The sequence below is a fragment of the Burkholderiales bacterium genome, from assembly GCA_035543335.1.
In the GTDB taxonomy this organism is placed as follows: Bacteria; Pseudomonadota; Gammaproteobacteria; order Burkholderiales; family JAHFRG01; genus JAHFRG01.
The window spans coordinates 1-18,273 of record DASZZH010000025.1 but is presented as its reverse complement, the minus strand read 5'-3'; the positions used below and the strand labels follow the sequence as shown (position 1 = coordinate 18,273).

Sequence of the window (18,273 nt, the reverse complement as noted above, 5' to 3'; positions counted from 1 at the left end):
CATGCCCTCAATCCCGCTGCGCAAGCTTTTGCTGGGCAGCTTCAAGGCGGCACTGGCCGCTGCCGATCCCTTGCAAATTGTTCCCCACCATCTGCCCAAACCGCCGAAGGGGCGCACCCTGGTGGTGGGCGCGGGCAAAGCAGCGGCCTCCATGGCCTCCGCCGTGGAAAAGCACTGGCCGAAAAACAAACCTCTTTCCGGCTTGGTGATTACTCGTTATGGCCATGGTCTGCCAACTAAACGCATCAATGTCGTTGAGGCGGGGCATCCGATTCCCGACGCCAGCGGCGAAGCGGCGGCCAAGGAAATCTTCGAGGAAGTCAAAAAGCTCACGCCCAACGACTTGCTGCTGGCTTTAGTCAGCGGCGGCGGCTCCAGCCTGCTGTCCCTGCCAGTTGCAGGCTTGGAGATGGCCGACCTTAAAGCAGTCACCAAGGAATTACTGCTCTGCGGCGCGACAATTCAGGAAATCAACACCGTGCGCAAGCATTTGTCCGCCATTCAAGGCGGCAGAATGGCCGCGGCCTGCAAAGCGCCGGTACTCGCGCTCGTCATTTCCGATGTCACCGGCGATGATCCGACCCACATCGCTTCCGGCCCCTGCGCGCCCGATCCCACGACTTACGACGATGCGCTCGCGATAATTTCCCGCTACCAGGTCAAAGCGCCGAAGGCGGTGATGGACATTCTGCAAAAGGGCAAAGCGGGCAAGCTCGAAGAAACCCCCAAACCGGGAAATTCGATTTTCCGCAAAGTGGAAAATCGAGTGATTACAACGGCGCACAATTCCCTGGTCGCGGCGGCCAAATACTTCCGCAAGCAAGGTGTAAAGGCGGTGGTTTTGGGAGATACCATCACCGGTGAAGCGCGCGAAGTCGCGAAAGTTTTCGGCGGACTGGCGCGTCAAATCCTTAAGCACGGTCATCCGTGGAAACCGCCGGTGGCGCTGATTTCAGGCGGAGAAACCACGGTGACGGTGAAAGGCAGCGGGCGCGGTGGGCGCAATAGCGAATTCCTGCTCTCGCTCACCATGGATTTAAACGGCATGGAAAATGTTTACGCGCTCTCCTGCGGCACCGACGGCTCGGACGGGACGGAAAATAATGCCGGCGCGTTGATTACCCCCGACACCCTGAAACGCGCCGCCGATCGCGGTGTGAAAGCCGCGAAGCTCCTCGCCAATAACGACAGTTACAGCTTTTTCGAAGCCCTGGAAGATTTAGTCGTGACCGGCCCCACCCGCACCAATGTCAACGACATCCGCGTAATTCTGGTTTTGTAGAATACCGGCATGAGCGGTATGCTCGGCGCAATCGCCGCTAAAAAGGTTCAAGATTCAACTGCGTCTTACCGTCGTAGATCAAGATATCATTTTGAATGCGGGTGATTGGGTTGAGCATGTGCTCCTGCGTTTTGCCTTGAGCAACAAGATGAATGACTTTAACGCCGCGCATCACCAGGTAATCCGAAATCAGATTGCGATGGCATTGCCAGGGCAACCGCTCCGCGCACATGTAAGCAATTTTGGTTTGTTGCGCTTGCTCGATTAAAAACTCGATGGCTTGCTTGAATTCCGCCGATTCCATGTAGTCGGCGTAACCGCGAAAGCCTTCGCTTCTCAATGCAACATGTTTTGAATCTGGACGGGCTTTGCGAAAACCGCCCAGCCCTTCGCCTTCCCATTTATATTTGATGCCGTGATTGGCGAGCAAAGAGGCAAGTTGTTCGCGGGAAAATTGCGGATTGCGGCGCGAGCCGGGATAGCTTCTAACGTCCACCAGGCATTGCACGTCCGCTTCCTGCAACATCTGCACCAATTCATCGCCGCTGCGGGTGCCGTGGCCAATGGTCCAGGTGGTAAGCGATTCCTTGCTCATTTTGCCGTAATTGTCCCAACATGCTCGCTTTTATTATCCCCTGTGAGCCACCGAGCAGCGCGGGATGCCTCGAATCACAGTAAGCACAGTCTTGTGCGGAGATGGGACAAAAGCCGTTAAAAAAACATCTCCCTCCCGAGGCATTTGCTGCCGCGACACGGTCAGCGAAGCTTGGGGTGCGGGAGCGGCAGCATGAGCGCCCCGTTTAACAGTGCTACTTGCGGCAGCTTGCGCCCCTTCCCGCTCCACGCTACGCGAGTCCGAGTCCGGGGCGCCTTCTTTTTGGTTACTTTTTAAAAAGTAACCAGCCGCCGGTCTGCCACCGGCGAATTTAGGCTTTTCCGCTCACCCCTACCCTCACCCTGGCCCTCTCCCTGAGGGAGAGGGGGTTATTGTTTAATCACGCTCACGCCACCAATTCAATTTTGTCACCGATTTCCAAATCGAGTCGCTCTGCCGCGCTGCCGGTGTTCACGGCAATCTCCGCAAGTCCAAGACAGTTCTCATACCAGAGCGGCGTCCCGCTCGGAACCTCTGCAAACACCTTGGCGCGCTTCAAACGGCCCCCGTTCACCAGCAGTTGAGCATCAAGCGTGAGAGATTTCGCGCGCAGGCCGCTCATGGCGTTGCCGTAATGATCGATGTAAATGATTTCGGGAAGATCCTGTGCGCCGAGCCGCACTTGCAGCGAGCGGATTTCCTCGGCCTTGTCGTTTGGAAAATTGCCTACGGCAACCAGCGCCGCGATCGGCGCAAAGAGGTCACGCCCGTGAAAGGCACTGGAGAGATTGGCCGGCCGCCAGGAGATGTGCCAGAAGCGGGGTTTTTCCGCTCTCGCCGCCAGCACGGAAAGCAGGCCGTTGTCGGGCCCGACAAACCATCTGCCGTCGGCCTCCATCGCCACCGCGTCGCGTGGGGTCCCCACGCCGGGATCGACCACGGCGAGAAACACGCTTCCCGGCGGAAAGGGCTGCGACAAGGCCGCCAGCAGGTGCGCGCCGGCCTTGACGTTGAACGCCGGCGCATCGTGCAGCAAATCAATCTGCGGCACATTGGGTGCGTACTGATGCAGCACGCCTTTCACCTGCCCTACGTAGAGGTCGCGCGCGCCGAAATCGGAAAACAGGATGATCATGAAAATAATTTTAAACCTCTTCACCACAGAGACGCAGAGGCACAGAGGTTTTAATGAATTTTAGAATCTTCGAGAATTCTCTCTGCGTCTCCGCGCCTCCGCGGTAAAGTAAATAATAAAGCCCGGTGGGCCGGGCTTTTCAAATGGAGACCGCACAGGGCGCTTAGGATTTGGCTTTCCCGGCCTTGGGCTCGGTCTTGGATCCGGCCACGGGCTCCGGCTGGTCCATGAGCTGCACCAGGGCCATCGGGGCGCTGTCGCCCACGCGAAAGCCGTACTTGAGGATGCGTAGATAGCCGCCGTTGCGTTTGGCGTAGCGCGGGCCGAGTTCGTCGAAAAGCTTGGCCACGATTTCGCGGTCGCGCAGGCGATTGTAGGCCAGGCGCCGGTTGGCGAGCGTCGGCTTCTTGCCCAGCGTAATCAGCGGCTCGGCCACGCGGCGCAGTTCCTTGGCCTTGGGCAGAGTGGTTTTGATGGTCTCGAAGCGCAACAGCGAATTGGTCATGTTGCGCAGCATCGCCAGCCGGTGGCTGGAGGTGCGGTTGAGCTTTCTCAGTCCTTGACGGTGGCGCATGATTTATCCCTTGTTTTCCAGCCCCGCCGGCGGCCAGTTCTCCAGCTTCATGCCGAGCGTGAGTCCGCGCGAAGCCAGGACTTCCTTGATTTCGTTGAGCGACTTGCGACCGAGATTGGGGGTCTTCAGCAACTCGGTTTCGCTGCGCTGAATCAGGTCGCCGATGTAATAAATGTTTTCCGCCTTCAAGCAATTCGCGGAACGCACGGTAAGCTCCAGATCGTCCACCGGGCGCAGCAGAATCGGATCCACCTGCGGCGCTTTCGGCTGCTCGATTTCAAAGGTGGTGCCCTTGAGATCGGCGAACACCGAAAGCTGGTCTACCAGAATGCGCGCGGCGTAGCGAATCGCCTCTTCGGGATCGATGGCGCCGTTGGTTTCGATGTCGATGATCAGCTTGTCGAGGTCGGTACGCTGCTCGACGCGCGCGCTTTCCACCGAATAGCTCACGCGGCGCACCGGGCTGAACGAGGCATCGAGCACGATGTTGCCGATCTTGCGCTTTTCCTCCGGTAATTGCCGCACGGTTCCCGGCACGTAGCCGCGCCCCATTTCCACCTTGATTTGCATGTCGACCTTGCCGCCCGGCGAGAGATGCGCAATCACGTGGTTCGGATTGACGATTTCCACATCGTGCCCGCCTTCGATGTCACCGGCGGTCACCAAGCCTTCGCCGTGTTTTTTCAGCGTCAGCATGGCTTCACTGCGGTTGTGCAGTTTCAGCACGATGCCCTTGAGATTGAGCAGGAGGTCCACCACGTCTTCCTGAACGCCGTCGAGGGTGGAGTACTCGTGCAGCACGCTATTGATGGTCACTTCGGTCGGCGCAAAACCCGGCATCGAAGACAGCAGGATGCGGCGCAGGGCATTGCCCAAGGTATGGCCATAACCGCGCTCGAACGGTTCCATGGTCACTTTGGCATGCAAGGGTGAAACGGTTTGCACGTCGATGATACGCGGCTTGAGAAAAGCGCTGCTTTGCATGGCTAAACCCTCTTGATTGGAACCTCTAATTAAATCCCTCGTGAGCCGCGTTGCTGGCCCGATTCGGATGATGGCGCGAAGCGCGACGAAGGGCCAGTATAGTATGGCCTACGACCGAGCCGCGCGCCAAAGCGCGATCGCGAAGCGTGGCGCCTCGGTACGTGCGCAGCGCAGCGGGATGTGCGCGCCGGATCAAGCGGTCGCTTCTGCGCACCTGCACGGTCGCATCCACGCGTTTCGCGCGCGGGACCTGCTCCGCGTTCCGGCGCGCCGCCGAATCAGGCCGCAACCCGGATGGGACGGGGCTGCCGCGACACGGTGAGCGAAGCTTGGAGTGCGGGAGCGGCAGCATGAGCGCCCCATTTAACGCGGTCTCTTGCGGCAGCTTGCGCCCCTTCCCGCTCCACGCTGCGCGAGTCCGAGTCCGGGGCGCTCGCAGGCGCCCTGTGGCGTCGCTCGTCGTCATAGTGGGAGTAACCACAATTTCTTCCTCGCTCCTTAGCATGGCATCCCGCCGAGCCGTCGTCGTGGCCACGCGGGGTTTAATTAGAGGTTCCCTACTTCGAATACAATTCGACGACCAAGCTTTCGTTGATGGTCGACGGCAGCTCGGTACGCTGCGGCTTGGCCTTGAATACGCCCTTAAAGCTCTTTACATCCACTTCCAGCCACTGGGGAAAACCGCGCGCTTCGGCGGCTTCCAGCGAACCCTTGATGCGCAGCTGCCCCTTCGCTTTCTCGGCCACCTCGACCACATCGCCGGGACGCAGCTGGAAGGACGGAATATTGACGCGCTTGCCGTTCACCCGAACGCCGTTGTGGCGCACGATCTGGCGCGCCTCGCTGCGCGAAGCGCCAAAACCCATTCGATATGAGGCGGTGTCCAGCCGCGACTCCAAAAGCTGCAACAGCGTCTCGCCGGTGACGCCCTTGCGGCGCTCGGCTTCCTGATAGGTGTTGCGGAACTGGCGTTCGAGCAAACCGTAAATGCGGCGCAGCTTCTGCTTCTCGCGCAATTGCACGGCGTAACCGGAAAGCCGCATGTTTCTCTGGCCGTGCTGGCCGGGGGCGTAGCTCCTGCGCTCAATCGAGCACTTGTCGGTGAAGCATTTTTCGCCCTTCAAAAACAGCTTCTCGCCTTCGCGGCGGCACTGGCGGCATTTTGGATCGAGATTTCGGGCCATAATTTTTCCTGATTTAGATGCGGCGCTTCTTCGGCGGCCGGCAGCCGTTGTGCGGCACCGGGGTCACGTCGGAGATGCTGGTGATCTTGAAGCCTACGGCGTTGAGCGCCCGTACGGCGGATTCGCGTCCCGGGCCGGGGCCCTTGATGCGCACTTCGAGGTTCTTCACGCCGCATTCCAGTGCGGCGCGTCCGGCCTGCTCGGCCGCCACCTGCGCGGCGAACGGCGTGCTCTTGCGCGAGCCCTTGAAGCCGGCGGCGCCCGAAGTCGCCCATGCCAAGGCGTTGCCCTGGCGGTCGGTGATGGTGACGATGGTATTGTTGAACGAGGCGTGGATGTAGGCAATGCCTTCCGCCACGTTTTTCTTCACCTTCTTGCGCACCCTGACGTTGGTCTTAGTTACCATTTAGCGTTTTCCTCAGTTTTTGCCGGTTTCGGTTGGGGCTTTGGCGAGCCGCACGGCTTTGCGCGGGCCCTTGCGGGTGCGCGCGTTGGTGCGCGTGCGCTGGCCGCGCACCGGGAGCCCCCGCTTGTGACGCACGCCGCGGTAGCAGCCAAGGTCAATCAGCCGCTTGATGTTCATCGACACTTCGCGGCGCAGGTCGCCCTCGACCGTGTGCTTGCCCACCTGCTCGCGCAGCTTGTCCATCTCGGCATCGGACAGGTCCTTGATCTTGGCGGAAAGAGTAATACCCGCGGCGGCGCAGATTTTCTGCGCCCGCGAACGGCCGATGCCGTAAATCGCGGTCAGCGCGACTTCCGCATGCTGGTGATTCGGTATGTTTACGCCTCCAATACGGGCCATGGCGTCCTCAAAAAATAAAAGCGTGAAATTATAAGGTTAATCGTCATATTGTTCAACTACCCCTGACGCTGCTTATGCCGCGGATCCGAGCAAATCACGCGCACCACGCGCTTGCGCCGGACGATCTTGCACTTGCGGCACATCTTTTTCACCGAAGCTTGTACTTTCATCTTTCACTCCTTAACAGTCTAGTAAGGGGTCTGATAAACCAGCATTTTGCGTCGAGACAAGGCGCGAGGTTTTTTACTAGCGCCGCATACATTGGAAGTATGTAAGCGACGTAAAAAAACCGAGCAACGCAGTATCGGCAGGCAATGTTTAGCAGCCTCCTTACTTGGCGCGGAATACAATCCGTGCCTTAGTCAAATCGTAGGGCGTCAATTCCACCGTCACTTTATCGCCCGGCAGGATGCGGATGTAATGCATGCGCATCTTGCCGGAAATATGCCCCAGCACGACATGGCCGTTTTCAAGTTTCACCCGGAACGTGGCGTTGGGGAGGTTCTCCATGATCTCCCCCTGCATCTGTATCGTTTCTTCCTTCGCCATGGGCTAAACTTCGTCTTTATGCGCCAATACCGCGTTGCTCCGTTTTTTTGCGTCGCTTACATACTTCGAGTATGCGTCGCTCGCAAAAAAACTCGCGCCTTGTCTTGCCGCAAAATACTCGTTTATCCGTGACCCGAGTTTAATCATCCTTCCTTATCCGAGGTCAGCGCGCCGGAAAACCGCCACCCTTGAAATTGGCCTTCTTCAGCAGGCTCTCATACTGATGGGACATGATGTAGGCCTGCACCTGCGCCATGAAATCCATGGTCACCACCACTATAATTAAGAGCGACGTGCCGCCGAAATAAAACGGCACGTTCCACTTCACGATCAGAAACTCCGGCAGCAGGCACACCAAAGTCACGTAAGTCGCGCCCGCCAAAGTCAGGCGCACCATGATGTGTTCGATAAAGCGCGAGGTCTGCTCGCCCGGCCGGATGCCCGGCACAAACGCCCCGCTTTTCTTCAGGTTGTCGGCGGTCTCCTTCGGATTAAACACCAGCGCGGTATAAAAAAAGCAGAAGAAGATAATCGCCGCCGCATACAGCAGCACGTAAACCGGCTGCCCCGGGTGCAGGGTCGCACCGATATCGCGCAACCACGTCATGTTCTCGCTGGAGCCAAACCAGCCCGCCAGTGTCGCCGGAAACAAAATAATGCTGGAGGCGAAAATCGGCGGAATCACCCCCGACATGTTGAGCTTCAGCGGCAAATGCGAGCTTTGCCCGCCGTAAATCTTGCGCCCCACCTGGCGCTTGGCGTAATTCACCAGAATCTTGCGCTGGCCGCGTTCCACAAACACCACCAGCCCCGTCACCGCAATCACGGCCGCGAACAACACCAGCACGAATGGAATCGCAAACGCGCCGGTGCGCGTGAGTTCCAGCGTGCCGCCCACCGCGTGCGGCAGGCCCGCCGCGATGCCGGCGAAAATAATCAGCGAAATGCCGTTGCCGATGCCGCGCTCGGTGATCTGCTCGCCCAGCCACATTAGGAACATCGTGCCGGTCACCAGCGTCACCATGGTGATGAGCCTGAACATCAATCCCGGCTCCAGCACCAGGCCCGGTTGATGCTCCAGCGCAATCGAAATGCCCATGCCCTGGAACAGCGCCAGCAGCACCGTGCCGTAGCGGGTGTATTGCGTAATTTTGCGCCGCCCCGATTCACCCTCTTTTTTCAGCGCCTCGAGCGTAGGCGACACCACTGTCATCAACTGCATGATGATGGAGGAAGAAATGTACGGCAGTATCCCCAGCGCGAGAATGGTGAAACGCGACAGCGCCCCGCCCGAAAATACGTTAAACATGCCGAGGATGCCGCCTTGCTGCGAGCGGAACAAGTCGGCCAGATGCACCGGGTCAATGCCGGGCACCGGAATGTGCGTGCCGATACGATACACCACGAGGGCGCCCAGCAGAAACAGGAGGCGCTTTTTCAAGTCCCCCATCTTGCTGTACATGCCGAGCATCGAATCGTTAGTAGCCAAGTGTCCTCTGTTCCGTTATTTCGTTTCCACCGCTTCGACTCTGCCGCCCGCTTTCTCAATGGCGGCTTTTGCGCCCTTGCTCGCCAACACGCCTTTCAATTTCACCGCATGGGTAATCTTGCCGGAGAGCATGACTTTCGCGGAAAGCGCGGCAATCGGCACGATTCCCGCTTCTTTGAGCGCCAGGATGTCGATATCTTTAGTCTTCAATTTGTTCAAATCGGAAAGCCGCACTTCGGCGGTGTCGTTGCGGGAAGGCGACACAAAGCCGCGCTTGGGCAGCCGCCGCTGCAGCGGCATCTGCCCGCCTTCAAAGCCCACCTTGTGAAACCCGCCGGAGCGCGCGCTCTGGCCTTTGTGGCCGCGGCCCGCGGTTTTGCCCATGCCCGAGCCTGGTCCACGCCCGACGCGGCGCCGTTCGCGCCTGCTGCCTGCCGCGGGTTTGATGCCGTTAAGTTCCATTTATGCCTCGCACTTGAGGAGGTATCCGACCTTGTTAATCATCCCGCGCACCGCCGGGGTGTCTTCGAGCTCGACGGTATGGCGCAGGCGGCGCAAACCCAACCCGCGCACCGTGGCCTGGTGCGATTCCCTGGCGCTTTGGGGGCTTTTCACCAGGGTTACCTTGATTTTGCCTGCCACTTTTTTCTTGACCATGCCTTACTCCAGAATCTGTTCCACTGTCTTGCCGCGCTTGGCGGCGATTTCCGAAGGCGTGCTCATCGCCCGCAAACCCTGGAGGGTGGCGCGCACCACGTTATAGGGATTGGTCGAGCCCAGGCACTTGGCGAGCACATTGGTCACCCCCATCACCTCGAAAATCGCGCGCATCGGACCGCCGGCGATAATCCCCGTGCCTTCGATGGCGGGCTGCATGTACACCTTCGCCGAGCCATGCTTGCCGATCACCGCATGCTGCAGCGTGCCGTTCTTCAAGGTGATTTTGATCATTTTGCGCCGCGCCTCGTCCATCGCTTTTTGCACCGCGACCGGCACTTCGCGCGCCTTGCCCTTGCCCATGCCGACGCCGCCGTCACCGTCGCCGACTACCGTCAGCGCGGCAAAACCGAGGATGCGGCCGCCTTTGACCACCTTGGTCACGCGGTTCACCGCGACCATTTTTTCCCTGAGGCCGTCGCTCCGCTGTACCGATTGATGTTGCATTTTCGCCATGGTCTGCTCCGTCAGAATTTCAGGCCATTCTCGCGCGCCGCATCGGCCAGAGCTTTCACCCGGCCGTGATACTTGAACCCGGAACGGTCGAAGGCCACCGACTCAATGCCTTGCTTCCCGGCTTTTTCCGCGATGCGCTTGCCAATCACCGATGCCGCCTTGACGTTGCCGCCGTATTTCACTTTCTTGCGCACCTCGGGCTCCAGCGTGGACGCAGTCGCCACCACTTTGCCTTGGTTGACGACCTGAGCATAAATATGGTTGTTGGTACGGTGCACCGTGAGGCGCACCACCCTCAGTTCGTGAATCTTGGCCCGGGTTTTGCGCGAGCGCCGCAGCCGCGACTGTTTTTTGTCGTCCATGCTTGATCTCGTCTATTTCTTCTTGGTTTCCTTGAGCACCACCACTTCGTCGGCATAGCGCACGCCCTTGCCCTTGTACGGCTCCGGCTTGCGGTAGCCGCGCACTTCCGCCGTCACCTGGCCGACCAGCTGCCTGTCGATGCCCTTGATGACGATATCGGTTAGCGAGGGTGTTTCGACCTTGATGCCCTTCGGCATCCGATGTACCACCGGATGGGAAAAGCCAAGCGACAGATTGAGCTTGTCGCCCTGCGCCTGGGCGCGGTAACCCACGCCGACCAGACTGAGCTTTTTCTCGAAACCTTTGGTGACGCCGTGAATCATGTTGGCGAGATGCGCACGCAACGTGCCCGACATGGCATTGGCGTGCTTGGACTGGTTCCCCACCTTGAACTTGAGCCGGTCGCCCTCGCGTTCTATCAGCACATCGCCCTTGAGGCGCTGTTTGAGCTGGCCCAGCGGCCCTTTCACCGCGACTTCGCTCGGACTAAGCGTTATTTCGACGCCGGCCGGCACGACGACTGGATTCTTGGCAATTCGCGACATGGCTTCCTCTCCGTTACGCGACGATGCACAGCACTTCGCCACCCACACCGTTGGCTCGTGCCTTGCGGTCGGTCATCACCCCCTTAGGGGTGGAAATGATAGCAATCCCCAAACCGTTCATCACATTCGGGATATCACGGCTGCCTCGGTAAATGCGCAGGCCCGGGCGGCTGACGCGCTCGATTTTCTCAATCACCGGACGGCCGGCGTAATACTTCAGCGCGATTTCCAGCGTGGCTTTGCCTTCCACTTCGCGCACCGCGAAGCCCTCAATGTAGCCCTCATCCTTGAGCACCTGGGCGATGGCCGCCTTCAGCCGGGACGAGGGGAGGATTACAGTGGCTTTTTCCGAAAGCTGCGCATTGCGGATGCGCGTCAGCATGTCGGAAATGGGATCGGTCATGCTCATCGGTCTCTCCCTGCTACCAACTGGCCTTGATGATGCCAGGAATCTCGCCGCGCATGGCGATTTCGCGCAGCTTGTTGCGCCCCAGGCCAAACTTGCGGTAGTAACCGCGCGGGCGGCCGGTGAGTGCGCAGCGGTTGCGCAATCTTACCGGGCTGCTGTTTCGCGGCAACTGCTGCAACTTCAGCCGCGCTTGATGCCGCTCCTCCTCGCTCAAGCGCATGTTGCTGATGAGAGCCAGAAGTTCCGCGCGCTTGACGGCGAATTTCTTCACCACGGCGCGGCGTTTCAGTTCACGGTTGACTACGGAGGTTTTTGCCATACCGGCCTCAGTTCTTGAACGGGAATTTGAATGCCGCCAGCAGCGCGCGCGCCTCGTCGTCGGACTTGGCGGTGGTGGTGATCGTAATGTTGAGACCGCGCAGCGCGTCGATCTTGTCGTACTCGATCTCCGGGAAAATAATCTGTTCCTTCACGCCCATGTTGTAATTGCCTCGGCCGTCAAACGATTTGGCCGACAGCCCGCGGAAGTCGCGAATACGCGGGATGGTGATGGAAACCAGGCGGTCGAGAAATTCGTACATGCGCGTGCTCCGCAGCGTCACCATGCAACCGATGGGATAACCCTTGCGGATCTTGTAGCCGGCGATGGACTTTTTCGATTTGGTCACCACCGGTTTTTGCCCCACGATTTTCTGCATGTCGCCCACCGCGTTGTCCATGATTTTCTTGTCCGCCACCGCTTCGCCCACGCCCATGTTGAGCGTGATTTTGGTGATGCGCGGCACCTGCATCGCCGATTTGTAGCCAAACTGTTTCATCAGCTGCTTGACCACGGTATCCTTGTAATAAGTTTGCAAACGCGCCATGGATTCCTGTTAAGCCTTGACGTCGACCATTTCGCCGTTGGACTTGAAGTAGCGCACGCGGCGCCCGTCGTCCAGCACCTTGACGCCGACCCGGTCGCCCTTGCGGGTGGTGGGGTTGAACAGCATCACGTTGGAAATATGAATCGGCATTTCCTTGTCGATAATGCCGCCGGTGGTGTTCTTGAGCGGGTTGGGGCGCTGGTGCTTCTTCACTTTGTTCACGCTTTCCACCACCACGTGCTCGGCATCCACCTTGCGCAGCACGACGCCGCGCTTGCCCTTGTCCTTGCCGGTGATCACCACCACTTCGTCGCCTTTTTTAATTTTTTGCATGGTCTTTCTTTACAGTACTTCCGGCGCGAGCGAGACGATCTTCATGAAGCGCTCGGTCCGGAGTTCCCGCGTCACCGGACCGAAAATGCGTGTGCCGATGGGCTCGAGCTTGGGATCCAGCAACACCGCGGCGTTGCCGTCGAATTTAATCAGCGAGCCGTCCAGCCGGCGCACGCCCTTGGCGGTGCGCACCACCACCGCATGGTAAATCTCGCCCTTTTTCACCCGGCCGCGCGGCACCGCTTCCTTGACACTCACCTTGATGATGTCGCCGATGCCCGCGTAGCGGCGCTTCGAGCCGCCCAGCACCTTGATGCACATCACCGAGCGCGCACCGGTATTGTCCGCGACGTCCAGCACTGTCTGCATTTGAATCATTTTTTCATCTTTCCAACTTAAACCGCCGCCGCTTGCGCGGCATGACGGTCAGTCTTGGATCCCGTCAGGAAGCCGATTACCCCGCGTAAGCCGCAGAGAAAATCGGAAAACTGTCAATTATAATTACCGCCTTGCGCGAAAGCAAGCTAAATGCTGCGCAATTTTCTAATCAGCCTGGTCACCTGCCACGCCTTGGTCTTGGCGATCGGCCTGCATTCCTCGATTATCACCACATCGCCCTCGTGGTACTCGTTCTTCTCGTCGTGGGCGTGGTATTTCTTGGAACGCGTGATGATTTTGCCGTACCGGGGGTGGCGCACTGTGCGCTCGACCAGCACGGTCACGGTCTTGTTCATTTTGTCGCTGACGACGCGGCCGCTCAAGGTACGTTTGCTCGCTGTTTCGCTCATGACTGCCTCGTTTTCTCGGTTAGCACGGTGCGCACCCGCGCAATATCCCGGCGCACCTTACGAAACTGGCTGAAATTGGTGAGCTGCTGCGTGGCTCTCTGCATGCGCAGGCCGAATTGCGCTTTGAGGAGTTGGTTAAGCTCCTGCTTGAGCTCCGCCGCCGATTTGGCTCTCAGTTCGCTCGACTTCATCCTTAACCTACCTGTCGAATCACAAATGTGGTCAGAATCGGGAGCTTGGCCGCGGCGAGGCGGAACGCTTCGCGCGCCGTGGTCTCGTCCACGCCGTCCATTTCATACAACACCTTCCCCGGCCGGATTTCGGAAACGAAGTACTCCGGGTTGCCCTTGCCGCCGCCCATGCGCACTTCCGCCGGTTTCTGCGAAACCGGCTTGTCCGGGAAAATGCGGATCCAAATACGCCCGCCGCGCTTGATGTGGTGGGTCATGGCGCGGCGCGCCGCCTCGATCTGGCGCGAGGTCAGACGGCCGCGGGTCACAGCCTTGAGGCCGTATTCGCCAAAGCTCACCTTGTTGCCGCGCGTGGCGATGCCCTTGTTTCGGCCCTTCTGCTGTTTGCGGTATTTGGTCCTTGCGGGTTGCAGCATCTTATGCTCCTGGCTTCTTCACTTTAGCCTTGGCCTTCAACTTGGTTTTGCTCGCCGCCGCCTTGGCTTTGGGCTTGACCTTGCTTTCAACTTCGGTTTTCGGCTTGGTTTCGCGCTTGGCCGTCTTCGCCTTCAGTTTGGCGGGTTCAGCCGCCTTGATCTCTTCAGCGGGCTTCGCCTTGGGCTTGGCTTCGCGTGGTGTATCGCGTCGGCCTTCATCCTCCGTCTTCGACGGCCTGGTTCTCTTTTCCGTTTCCACCGGCAGCGCGGCCACCGGCTGATCAGTGTGTCCCAGCATCTCGCCCTTAAACACCCAGACTTTGATCCCGATCACGCCATAAGTGGTCTTGGCTTCGGCAAAACCGTAATCGATGTCGGCGCGTAGCGTGTGCAGCGGCACCCGTCCTTCGCGGTACCATTCGGAGCGCGCGATCTCAATGCCGTTCAAGCGCCCCGAGCTCATGATCTTGATGCCCTGCGCGCCCAGGCGCATGGCGTTGGTGATGGCGCGCTTCATGGCGCGGCGAAACATGATGCGCTTTTGCAGCTGCTGCGCAATGTTATCGGCTATCAGTTGCGCGTCGAGCTCGGGCTTGCGGATTTCCTCGATATTGACATGCACCGGGATGTTCATGAGCTTTTGCAGCTGGGCTTTCAGCGACTCGATATCCTCGCCCTTCTTGCCGATGACGACACCGGGGCGGGCGCTGTAGATGGTGATGCGCGCGTTCTTCGCCGGGCGCTCGATCAGCACCTTGCCGACGGCGGCATGGCTCAACTTCTGTCGCAGGAATTCGCGGACCTTGATGTCTTCATTGAGCATCGCCGGGAAATTCTTGCTGTTCGCGTACCAGCGCGAACTCCAGTTGCGCTGCACGGAAAGGCGGAAACCGGTCGGATGTATTTTCTGTCCCATGGTGCGTCCTTATTTTTTGTCACCCACCGTCACATAGATGTGGCAGGTCGGCTTGATGATGCGATTGCCCCGGCCTTTGGCGCGCGCCTGGAAGCGTTTCAAGCTGGCCCCGCGTTCCACACAAATGGTGGTCACTTTGAGTTCGTCGATGTCCGCGCCGTCGTTATGCTCGGCGTTGGCGATGGCGGACTCGAGCACTTTCTTGATGATCGCCGCGCCTTTTTTCGGGCTGAAGCTGAGGATGTTGAGCGCCTTGTCCACCGACACGCCGCGGATCTGGTCCGCCACCAACCGGCCTTTTTGCGCCGAAAGCCTTACGCCTCGCAATGTTGCAGATGTTCTCATGCCGCTCTCCTACTTCTTGACTACTTCCGTCGCGGCGGTTTTCCTGTCGCCGACGGCGGAGTGCCCCTTGAAAATGCGGGTATGCGAAAATTCGCCGAGTTTGTGCCCAACCATGTTTTCCGACACATACACCGGCATATGCTGCTTGCCGTTATGCACCGCGAAGGTGAGCCCCACGAAATCCGGAAGGATGGTTGAGCGCCGCGACCAGGTTTTAATCGGGCGCTTGTCCTTGGTGGCTTGCGCCGCTTCCACCCTCTTCACCAGATGATGGTCTACAAACGGGCCTTTTTTAACCGAACGTGCCATGGTTACCCCTTCACCTTATGGCGGCGGCGCACGATCATGCCGGCGGTGCGCTTGTTGCGGCGGGTCTTGAATCCCTTGCATTGCACACCCCACGGACTCACCGGCGGCTGCGCCGCGGCGGTGCGGCCCTCGCCGCCGCCGTGCGGATGGTCAATCGGGTTCATCGCCACGCCGCGCACCGTCGGACGTATGCCGCGCCAGCGCTGCGCGCCGGCCTTGCCGATCTGACGCAAATTATTTTCCTCGTTGCCGACTTCGCCGATGGCTGCGCGGCACTCGATGTGCACCTTGCGGATTTCACCGGAGCGCAGCCGCAATTGTGCGTAGCTGCCTTCGCGCGCCAGTAATTGCACCGAAGTGCCCGCGGCGCGCGCGAGTTGCGCGCCCTTGCCGGGCAGCATTTCCACGCAGTGCACCGTAGTGCCGACCGGGATGTTCCTGAGTGGCAGCGCATTGCCGGTCTTGATCGGCGCCTCCGGTCCGTTCACCACTTGCGCACCGACGGTGAGACCCTTGGGCGCAACGATGTAACGGCGCTCGCCGTCGGCGTAACACAGAAGCGCCAAATGCGCGCTCCGATTCGGATCGTATTCCAGGTGCTCCACTTTGGCCGGGATGCCATCCTTGTCGCGGCGGAAATCGATGCTGCGGTAATGCTGCTTGTGCCCGCCGCCCTGATGGCGCGTGGTGATGTGGCCGCGGTTGTTGCGGCCGGCTTTCCTGGTCTGCTTGACCAGCAGCGGCGCATAGGGCGCGCCTTTGTGCAGCTCCGGGCTCACCACCTTGAGCAGGGCGCGCCGGCCGGGAGAAGTGGGTTTAACCTTGATCAGTGCCATTTTATTTATTCTCCGCTGCCGCGAAATTGATTTCCTGCCCCGGCTTGAGGCAGACATAGGCCTTTTTCCAGTTCTTGCGCCGACCGGTAAACCGGCCGAAGCGCTTGTCCTTGCCCTTGACATTGACCACCTGTACCGAGAGCACTTCGATTTTCTTGTCCTTGGTGCTGAACATCTGCTCGACCGCGGCCTTGATTTCCGGTTTGCTGGCGTCGGCTGCCACGCGGAACACCACCTGCTCGTGCTTTTCGCCGACCATGGTGCTCTTTTCCGATACCTGCGGTGCGAGAATGACCTGCGTCAGGCGTTCGGTATTGAATGCGCTCATGCCAGCATCTCCTCGATTTTCTGCACCGCGGCCTTGGTCAACAGCACATTGCGGTGGCGAATCAGACTCACCGGATCCGCCTGCCCGGGCTTGACCACGCGGACGTTGGGCAGGTTGCGCGATGAGAGATAAAGGTTCTCGTCCAGATTGTCGGTGATGATCATCACGTCCTCCAGACCCAGGCCCTTGAGCTTTTGCACTAAAAGCTTGGTCTTCGGTGCTTCCAGGCTGAAACTTTCCACCACCGAGATGCGTCCTTCGCGCGCCAGTTGCGAAAATATCGAACACATGCCGGCTCGGTACATCTTCCTGTTAATCTTCTGGGTGAAATTCTCGTCGGGCAGATTGGGGAAAATCTTGCCGCCGCCGCGCCACAACGGGCTGGAAGCCATGCCGGCGCGGGCGCGGCCGGTGCCCTTCTGGCGCCACGGCTTCTTGTGCGATTTGTTGACGTCGCTGCGCCCTTTCTGCGCCCGCGTGCCTTGCCGCGCGTTGGCGAGATAGGCGGTGACGACCTGGTGCACCAGCGCTTCGTTGTATTCGCGCCCGAACAAATCGTCCGACGCCTTGATAGTGGACGCCTTGCCTTTTTCGTTAATCAGTTTGAGTTCCATCAGGCCCTCGCTTTCACTGCGGGACGCACAATCACATCGGCCCCCTTGGCGCCCGGCAGCGCGCCCTTGACCAGGAGCAGTTGCCGCTCGGCATCAATGCGCAGCACTTCCAGGTTTTGCGCGGTGCGCTTCACATTACCGAGCTGGCCCGCCATGCGCTTGCCGGGAAACACGCGGCCCGGGTCCTGCGCCTGACCGGTGGAGCCGGGCTTGTTGTGGGAAACCGAATTGCCATGGCTCGCCCGGTTGGAGCGGAAGTGATGGCGCTTGATCACGCCGGCAAATCCCTTGCCCTGGCTGGTGCCGGTGACATCCACTTTCTGCCCGATTTTGAAAATGTCAACGCCGATGCTGGCGCCAACCTTCAGATTAGCGAGCTCGTCTTGCGTGACTTTGAATTCGCGCAGCACATGACCGGCTTCAACGGCGGCTTTGGCGAAATGCCCGGCCGCGGCTTTGTTGACGCGGCTCGCGCGCCGCTTGCCGCTGGTTACCTGCACCGCGGCATAACCGTCGCTGCCCGGGGTCTTGATTTGGGTAATGCGGTTGTTGGACACGTCCAGCACCGTCACCGGCAGGGTATCGCCGTCATCGGTAAAAATCCGGGTCATGCCAACCTTACGGCCAACTAGTCCTAAACTCATTTTCTTCACCTTTTTTAAGGTGCCGGTTGCAATTGACCGGCGATTAACTACTAGTGAATAAGTGAACGGGTGAACGAGTGAACGGGGAAAACCCTGACTGCACCACTTGTTCACTAGTTCACTTATTCACTCGTTCACTTCAAAATTACAATTTAATCTCCACATCCACGCCCGCGGGCAGATCCAGCTTCATCAACGCATCCACCGTCTTGTCGGTGGGATCGATGATGTCCATCAAGCGCAAGTGCGTGCGGATTTCAAATTGGTCGCGCGAGGTCTTGTTGGCATGCGGGCTGCGCAATATGTCAAAGCGCTCGATGCGCGTGGGCAGCGGCACGGGGCCGCGCACCACCGCGCCGGTGCGTTTCGCCGTCTCGACTATTTCTAGCGCCGATTGGTCAATCAGCCGGTAGTCAAACGCTTTCAAACGGATGCGGATTTTTTGGCTTTGCATGTCCATTACTCAATAATTTTCGCCACCACGCCGGCGCCCACGGTGCGGCCGCCTTCGCGAATGGCAAAGCGCAAGCCCTCCTCCATCGCAATCGGGGCAATCAACTGCACCGTGACGGAGACGTTGTCCCCCGGCATCACCATCTC

General features: G+C 59.3%; 33 protein-coding genes. 1 reads left to right on the top strand and 32 read right to left on the bottom strand.

Annotation, left to right across the window (positions count from 1 at the left end; genetic code table 11):
• Position 1: 1 nt before the first annotated feature.
• Positions 2 to 1,282, top strand: coding sequence for a glycerate kinase (locus VHE58_05205; protein HVS26678.1), 1,281 nt, complete (start codon positions 2 to 4; stop codon positions 1,280 to 1,282).
• 37 nt (positions 1,283 to 1,319) lie between these two features.
• Here the strand turns inward: VHE58_05205 and VHE58_05200 are convergent, their stop codons facing one another.
• The 32 genes from VHE58_05200 to VHE58_05045 all read right to left on the bottom strand — a co-directional run.
• Positions 1,320 to 1,877 (bottom strand): DUF488 domain-containing protein, encoded by a 558-nt coding sequence (locus VHE58_05200; protein HVS26677.1) that lies wholly within the window; start codon positions 1,875 to 1,877, stop codon positions 1,320 to 1,322.
• Positions 1,878 to 2,283: 406 nt separating this feature from the next.
• Entirely contained in the window at positions 2,284 to 3,012 is a 729-nt protein-coding gene (locus VHE58_05195; protein HVS26676.1) for an SAM-dependent chlorinase/fluorinase, read from the bottom strand.
• 163 nt (positions 3,013 to 3,175) lie between these two features.
• Positions 3,176 to 3,586, bottom strand: coding sequence for a 50S ribosomal protein L17 (gene rplQ, locus VHE58_05190; GenBank protein HVS26675.1), 411 nt, complete (start codon positions 3,584 to 3,586; stop codon positions 3,176 to 3,178).
• A 3-nt stretch (positions 3,587 to 3,589) separates the two neighbouring features.
• On the bottom strand, positions 3,590 to 4,570 hold the full coding sequence (gene rpoA, locus VHE58_05185; GenBank protein HVS26674.1) for a DNA-directed RNA polymerase subunit alpha: 981 nt from the start codon (positions 4,568 to 4,570) through the stop codon (positions 3,590 to 3,592).
• Positions 4,571 to 5,127: 557 nt separating this feature from the next.
• Positions 5,128 to 5,754: a 30S ribosomal protein S4 gene (gene rpsD / locus VHE58_05180; protein HVS26673.1), complete on the bottom strand. Its 627-nt coding sequence runs from the start codon at positions 5,752 to 5,754 to the stop codon at positions 5,128 to 5,130.
• Between the two features lie 13 nt (positions 5,755 to 5,767).
• A complete protein-coding gene (gene rpsK, locus VHE58_05175) occupies positions 5,768 to 6,160 on the bottom strand; it encodes a 30S ribosomal protein S11 (GenBank protein ID HVS26672.1) in 393 nt (130 codons plus the stop codon).
• A gap of 12 nt (positions 6,161 to 6,172) precedes the next feature.
• Complete coding sequence (gene rpsM / locus VHE58_05170; protein ID HVS26671.1) at positions 6,173 to 6,559, bottom strand: 30S ribosomal protein S13; 387 nt, start codon at positions 6,557 to 6,559, stop codon at positions 6,173 to 6,175.
• 56 nt (positions 6,560 to 6,615) lie between these two features.
• Positions 6,616 to 6,729 carry a 50S ribosomal protein L36 gene (gene rpmJ / locus VHE58_05165; protein HVS26670.1) on the bottom strand — a complete coding sequence of 38 codons (114 nt, stop codon included), beginning with the start codon at positions 6,727 to 6,729 and terminating at the stop codon, positions 6,616 to 6,618.
• A gap of 160 nt (positions 6,730 to 6,889) precedes the next feature.
• Positions 6,890 to 7,108, bottom strand: coding sequence for a translation initiation factor IF-1 (gene infA / locus VHE58_05160; protein HVS26669.1), 219 nt, complete (start codon positions 7,106 to 7,108; stop codon positions 6,890 to 6,892).
• 163 nt (positions 7,109 to 7,271) lie between these two features.
• Positions 7,272 to 8,579, bottom strand: coding sequence for a preprotein translocase subunit SecY (gene secY, locus VHE58_05155; GenBank protein ID HVS26668.1), 1,308 nt, complete (start codon positions 8,577 to 8,579; stop codon positions 7,272 to 7,274).
• 33 nt (positions 8,580 to 8,612) lie between these two features.
• Positions 8,613 to 9,059, bottom strand: a complete 447-nt coding sequence (gene rplO / locus VHE58_05150; GenBank protein ID HVS26667.1) for a 50S ribosomal protein L15 — start codon at positions 9,057 to 9,059, stop codon at positions 8,613 to 8,615.
• Positions 9,060 to 9,254, bottom strand: a complete 195-nt coding sequence (rpmD, locus tag VHE58_05145) for a 50S ribosomal protein L30 (protein ID HVS26666.1) — start codon at positions 9,252 to 9,254, stop codon at positions 9,060 to 9,062.
• Between the two features lie 3 nt (positions 9,255 to 9,257).
• The gene (rpsE, locus tag VHE58_05140) at positions 9,258 to 9,770 is read right to left on the bottom strand and encodes a 30S ribosomal protein S5 (protein ID HVS26665.1); all 513 of its coding nucleotides are present in this window, start codon (positions 9,768 to 9,770) and stop codon (positions 9,258 to 9,260) included.
• A gap of 11 nt (positions 9,771 to 9,781) precedes the next feature.
• Positions 9,782 to 10,132: a 50S ribosomal protein L18 gene (gene rplR, locus VHE58_05135; GenBank protein HVS26664.1), complete on the bottom strand. Its 351-nt coding sequence runs from the start codon at positions 10,130 to 10,132 to the stop codon at positions 9,782 to 9,784.
• A 12-nt stretch (positions 10,133 to 10,144) separates the two neighbouring features.
• A complete protein-coding gene (gene rplF / locus VHE58_05130; GenBank protein ID HVS26663.1) occupies positions 10,145 to 10,678 on the bottom strand; it encodes a 50S ribosomal protein L6 in 534 nt (177 codons plus the stop codon).
• 13 nt (positions 10,679 to 10,691) lie between these two features.
• Positions 10,692 to 11,087: a 30S ribosomal protein S8 gene (gene rpsH, locus VHE58_05125; protein ID HVS26662.1), complete on the bottom strand. Its 396-nt coding sequence runs from the start codon at positions 11,085 to 11,087 to the stop codon at positions 10,692 to 10,694.
• Between the two features lie 13 nt (positions 11,088 to 11,100).
• On the bottom strand, positions 11,101 to 11,406 hold the full coding sequence (rpsN, locus tag VHE58_05120; GenBank protein HVS26661.1) for a 30S ribosomal protein S14: 306 nt from the start codon (positions 11,404 to 11,406) through the stop codon (positions 11,101 to 11,103).
• A 7-nt stretch (positions 11,407 to 11,413) separates the two neighbouring features.
• On the bottom strand, positions 11,414 to 11,953 hold the full coding sequence (gene rplE, locus VHE58_05115; protein HVS26660.1) for a 50S ribosomal protein L5: 540 nt from the start codon (positions 11,951 to 11,953) through the stop codon (positions 11,414 to 11,416).
• A gap of 9 nt (positions 11,954 to 11,962) precedes the next feature.
• Positions 11,963 to 12,286, bottom strand: coding sequence for a 50S ribosomal protein L24 (gene rplX, locus VHE58_05110; protein ID HVS26659.1), 324 nt, complete (start codon positions 12,284 to 12,286; stop codon positions 11,963 to 11,965).
• A 9-nt stretch (positions 12,287 to 12,295) separates the two neighbouring features.
• Positions 12,296 to 12,664, bottom strand: a complete 369-nt coding sequence (gene rplN, locus VHE58_05105) for a 50S ribosomal protein L14 (protein ID HVS26658.1) — start codon at positions 12,662 to 12,664, stop codon at positions 12,296 to 12,298.
• Between the two features lie 146 nt (positions 12,665 to 12,810).
• A complete protein-coding gene (gene rpsQ / locus VHE58_05100) occupies positions 12,811 to 13,074 on the bottom strand; it encodes a 30S ribosomal protein S17 (GenBank protein HVS26657.1) in 264 nt (87 codons plus the stop codon).
• Positions 13,071 to 13,265, bottom strand: coding sequence for a 50S ribosomal protein L29 (gene rpmC / locus VHE58_05095; GenBank protein ID HVS26656.1), 195 nt, complete (start codon positions 13,263 to 13,265; stop codon positions 13,071 to 13,073). The genes rpsQ and rpmC overlap by 4 nt, the downstream gene beginning before the upstream one ends.
• Before the next feature lie 2 nt (positions 13,266 to 13,267).
• Positions 13,268 to 13,681 carry a 50S ribosomal protein L16 gene (gene rplP, locus VHE58_05090; GenBank protein ID HVS26655.1) on the bottom strand — a complete coding sequence of 138 codons (414 nt, stop codon included), beginning with the start codon at positions 13,679 to 13,681 and terminating at the stop codon, positions 13,268 to 13,270.
• Position 13,682: 1 nt separating this feature from the next.
• Entirely contained in the window at positions 13,683 to 14,597 is a 915-nt protein-coding gene (rpsC, locus tag VHE58_05085) for a 30S ribosomal protein S3 (protein HVS26654.1), read from the bottom strand.
• 9 nt (positions 14,598 to 14,606) lie between these two features.
• Positions 14,607 to 14,942 (bottom strand): 50S ribosomal protein L22, encoded by a 336-nt coding sequence (rplV, locus tag VHE58_05080; protein ID HVS26653.1) that lies wholly within the window; start codon positions 14,940 to 14,942, stop codon positions 14,607 to 14,609.
• Between the two features lie 9 nt (positions 14,943 to 14,951).
• Positions 14,952 to 15,251, bottom strand: a complete 300-nt coding sequence (gene rpsS / locus VHE58_05075; GenBank protein ID HVS26652.1) for a 30S ribosomal protein S19 — start codon at positions 15,249 to 15,251, stop codon at positions 14,952 to 14,954.
• Between the two features lie 2 nt (positions 15,252 to 15,253).
• Positions 15,254 to 16,087 (bottom strand): 50S ribosomal protein L2, encoded by an 834-nt coding sequence (rplB, locus tag VHE58_05070; protein HVS26651.1) that lies wholly within the window; start codon positions 16,085 to 16,087, stop codon positions 15,254 to 15,256.
• Between the two features lies 1 nt (position 16,088).
• Positions 16,089 to 16,415 (bottom strand): 50S ribosomal protein L23, encoded by a 327-nt coding sequence (gene rplW / locus VHE58_05065; GenBank protein HVS26650.1) that lies wholly within the window; start codon positions 16,413 to 16,415, stop codon positions 16,089 to 16,091.
• Complete coding sequence (gene rplD, locus VHE58_05060; GenBank protein HVS26649.1) at positions 16,412 to 17,029, bottom strand: 50S ribosomal protein L4; 618 nt, start codon at positions 17,027 to 17,029, stop codon at positions 16,412 to 16,414. Before rplD ends, rplW begins: the two co-directional genes overlap by 4 nt.
• Entirely contained in the window at positions 17,029 to 17,673 is a 645-nt protein-coding gene (rplC, locus tag VHE58_05055) for a 50S ribosomal protein L3 (protein HVS26648.1), read from the bottom strand. Before rplC ends, rplD begins: the two co-directional genes overlap by 1 nt.
• Before the next feature lie 145 nt (positions 17,674 to 17,818).
• Positions 17,819 to 18,127, bottom strand: a complete 309-nt coding sequence (gene rpsJ, locus VHE58_05050) for a 30S ribosomal protein S10 (protein ID HVS26647.1) — start codon at positions 18,125 to 18,127, stop codon at positions 17,819 to 17,821.
• Positions 18,128 to 18,132: 5 nt separating this feature from the next.
• A partial coding sequence (locus VHE58_05045) for an elongation factor Tu (protein ID HVS26646.1) occupies positions 18,133 to 18,273 on the bottom strand: 141 nt, incomplete at its 5' end.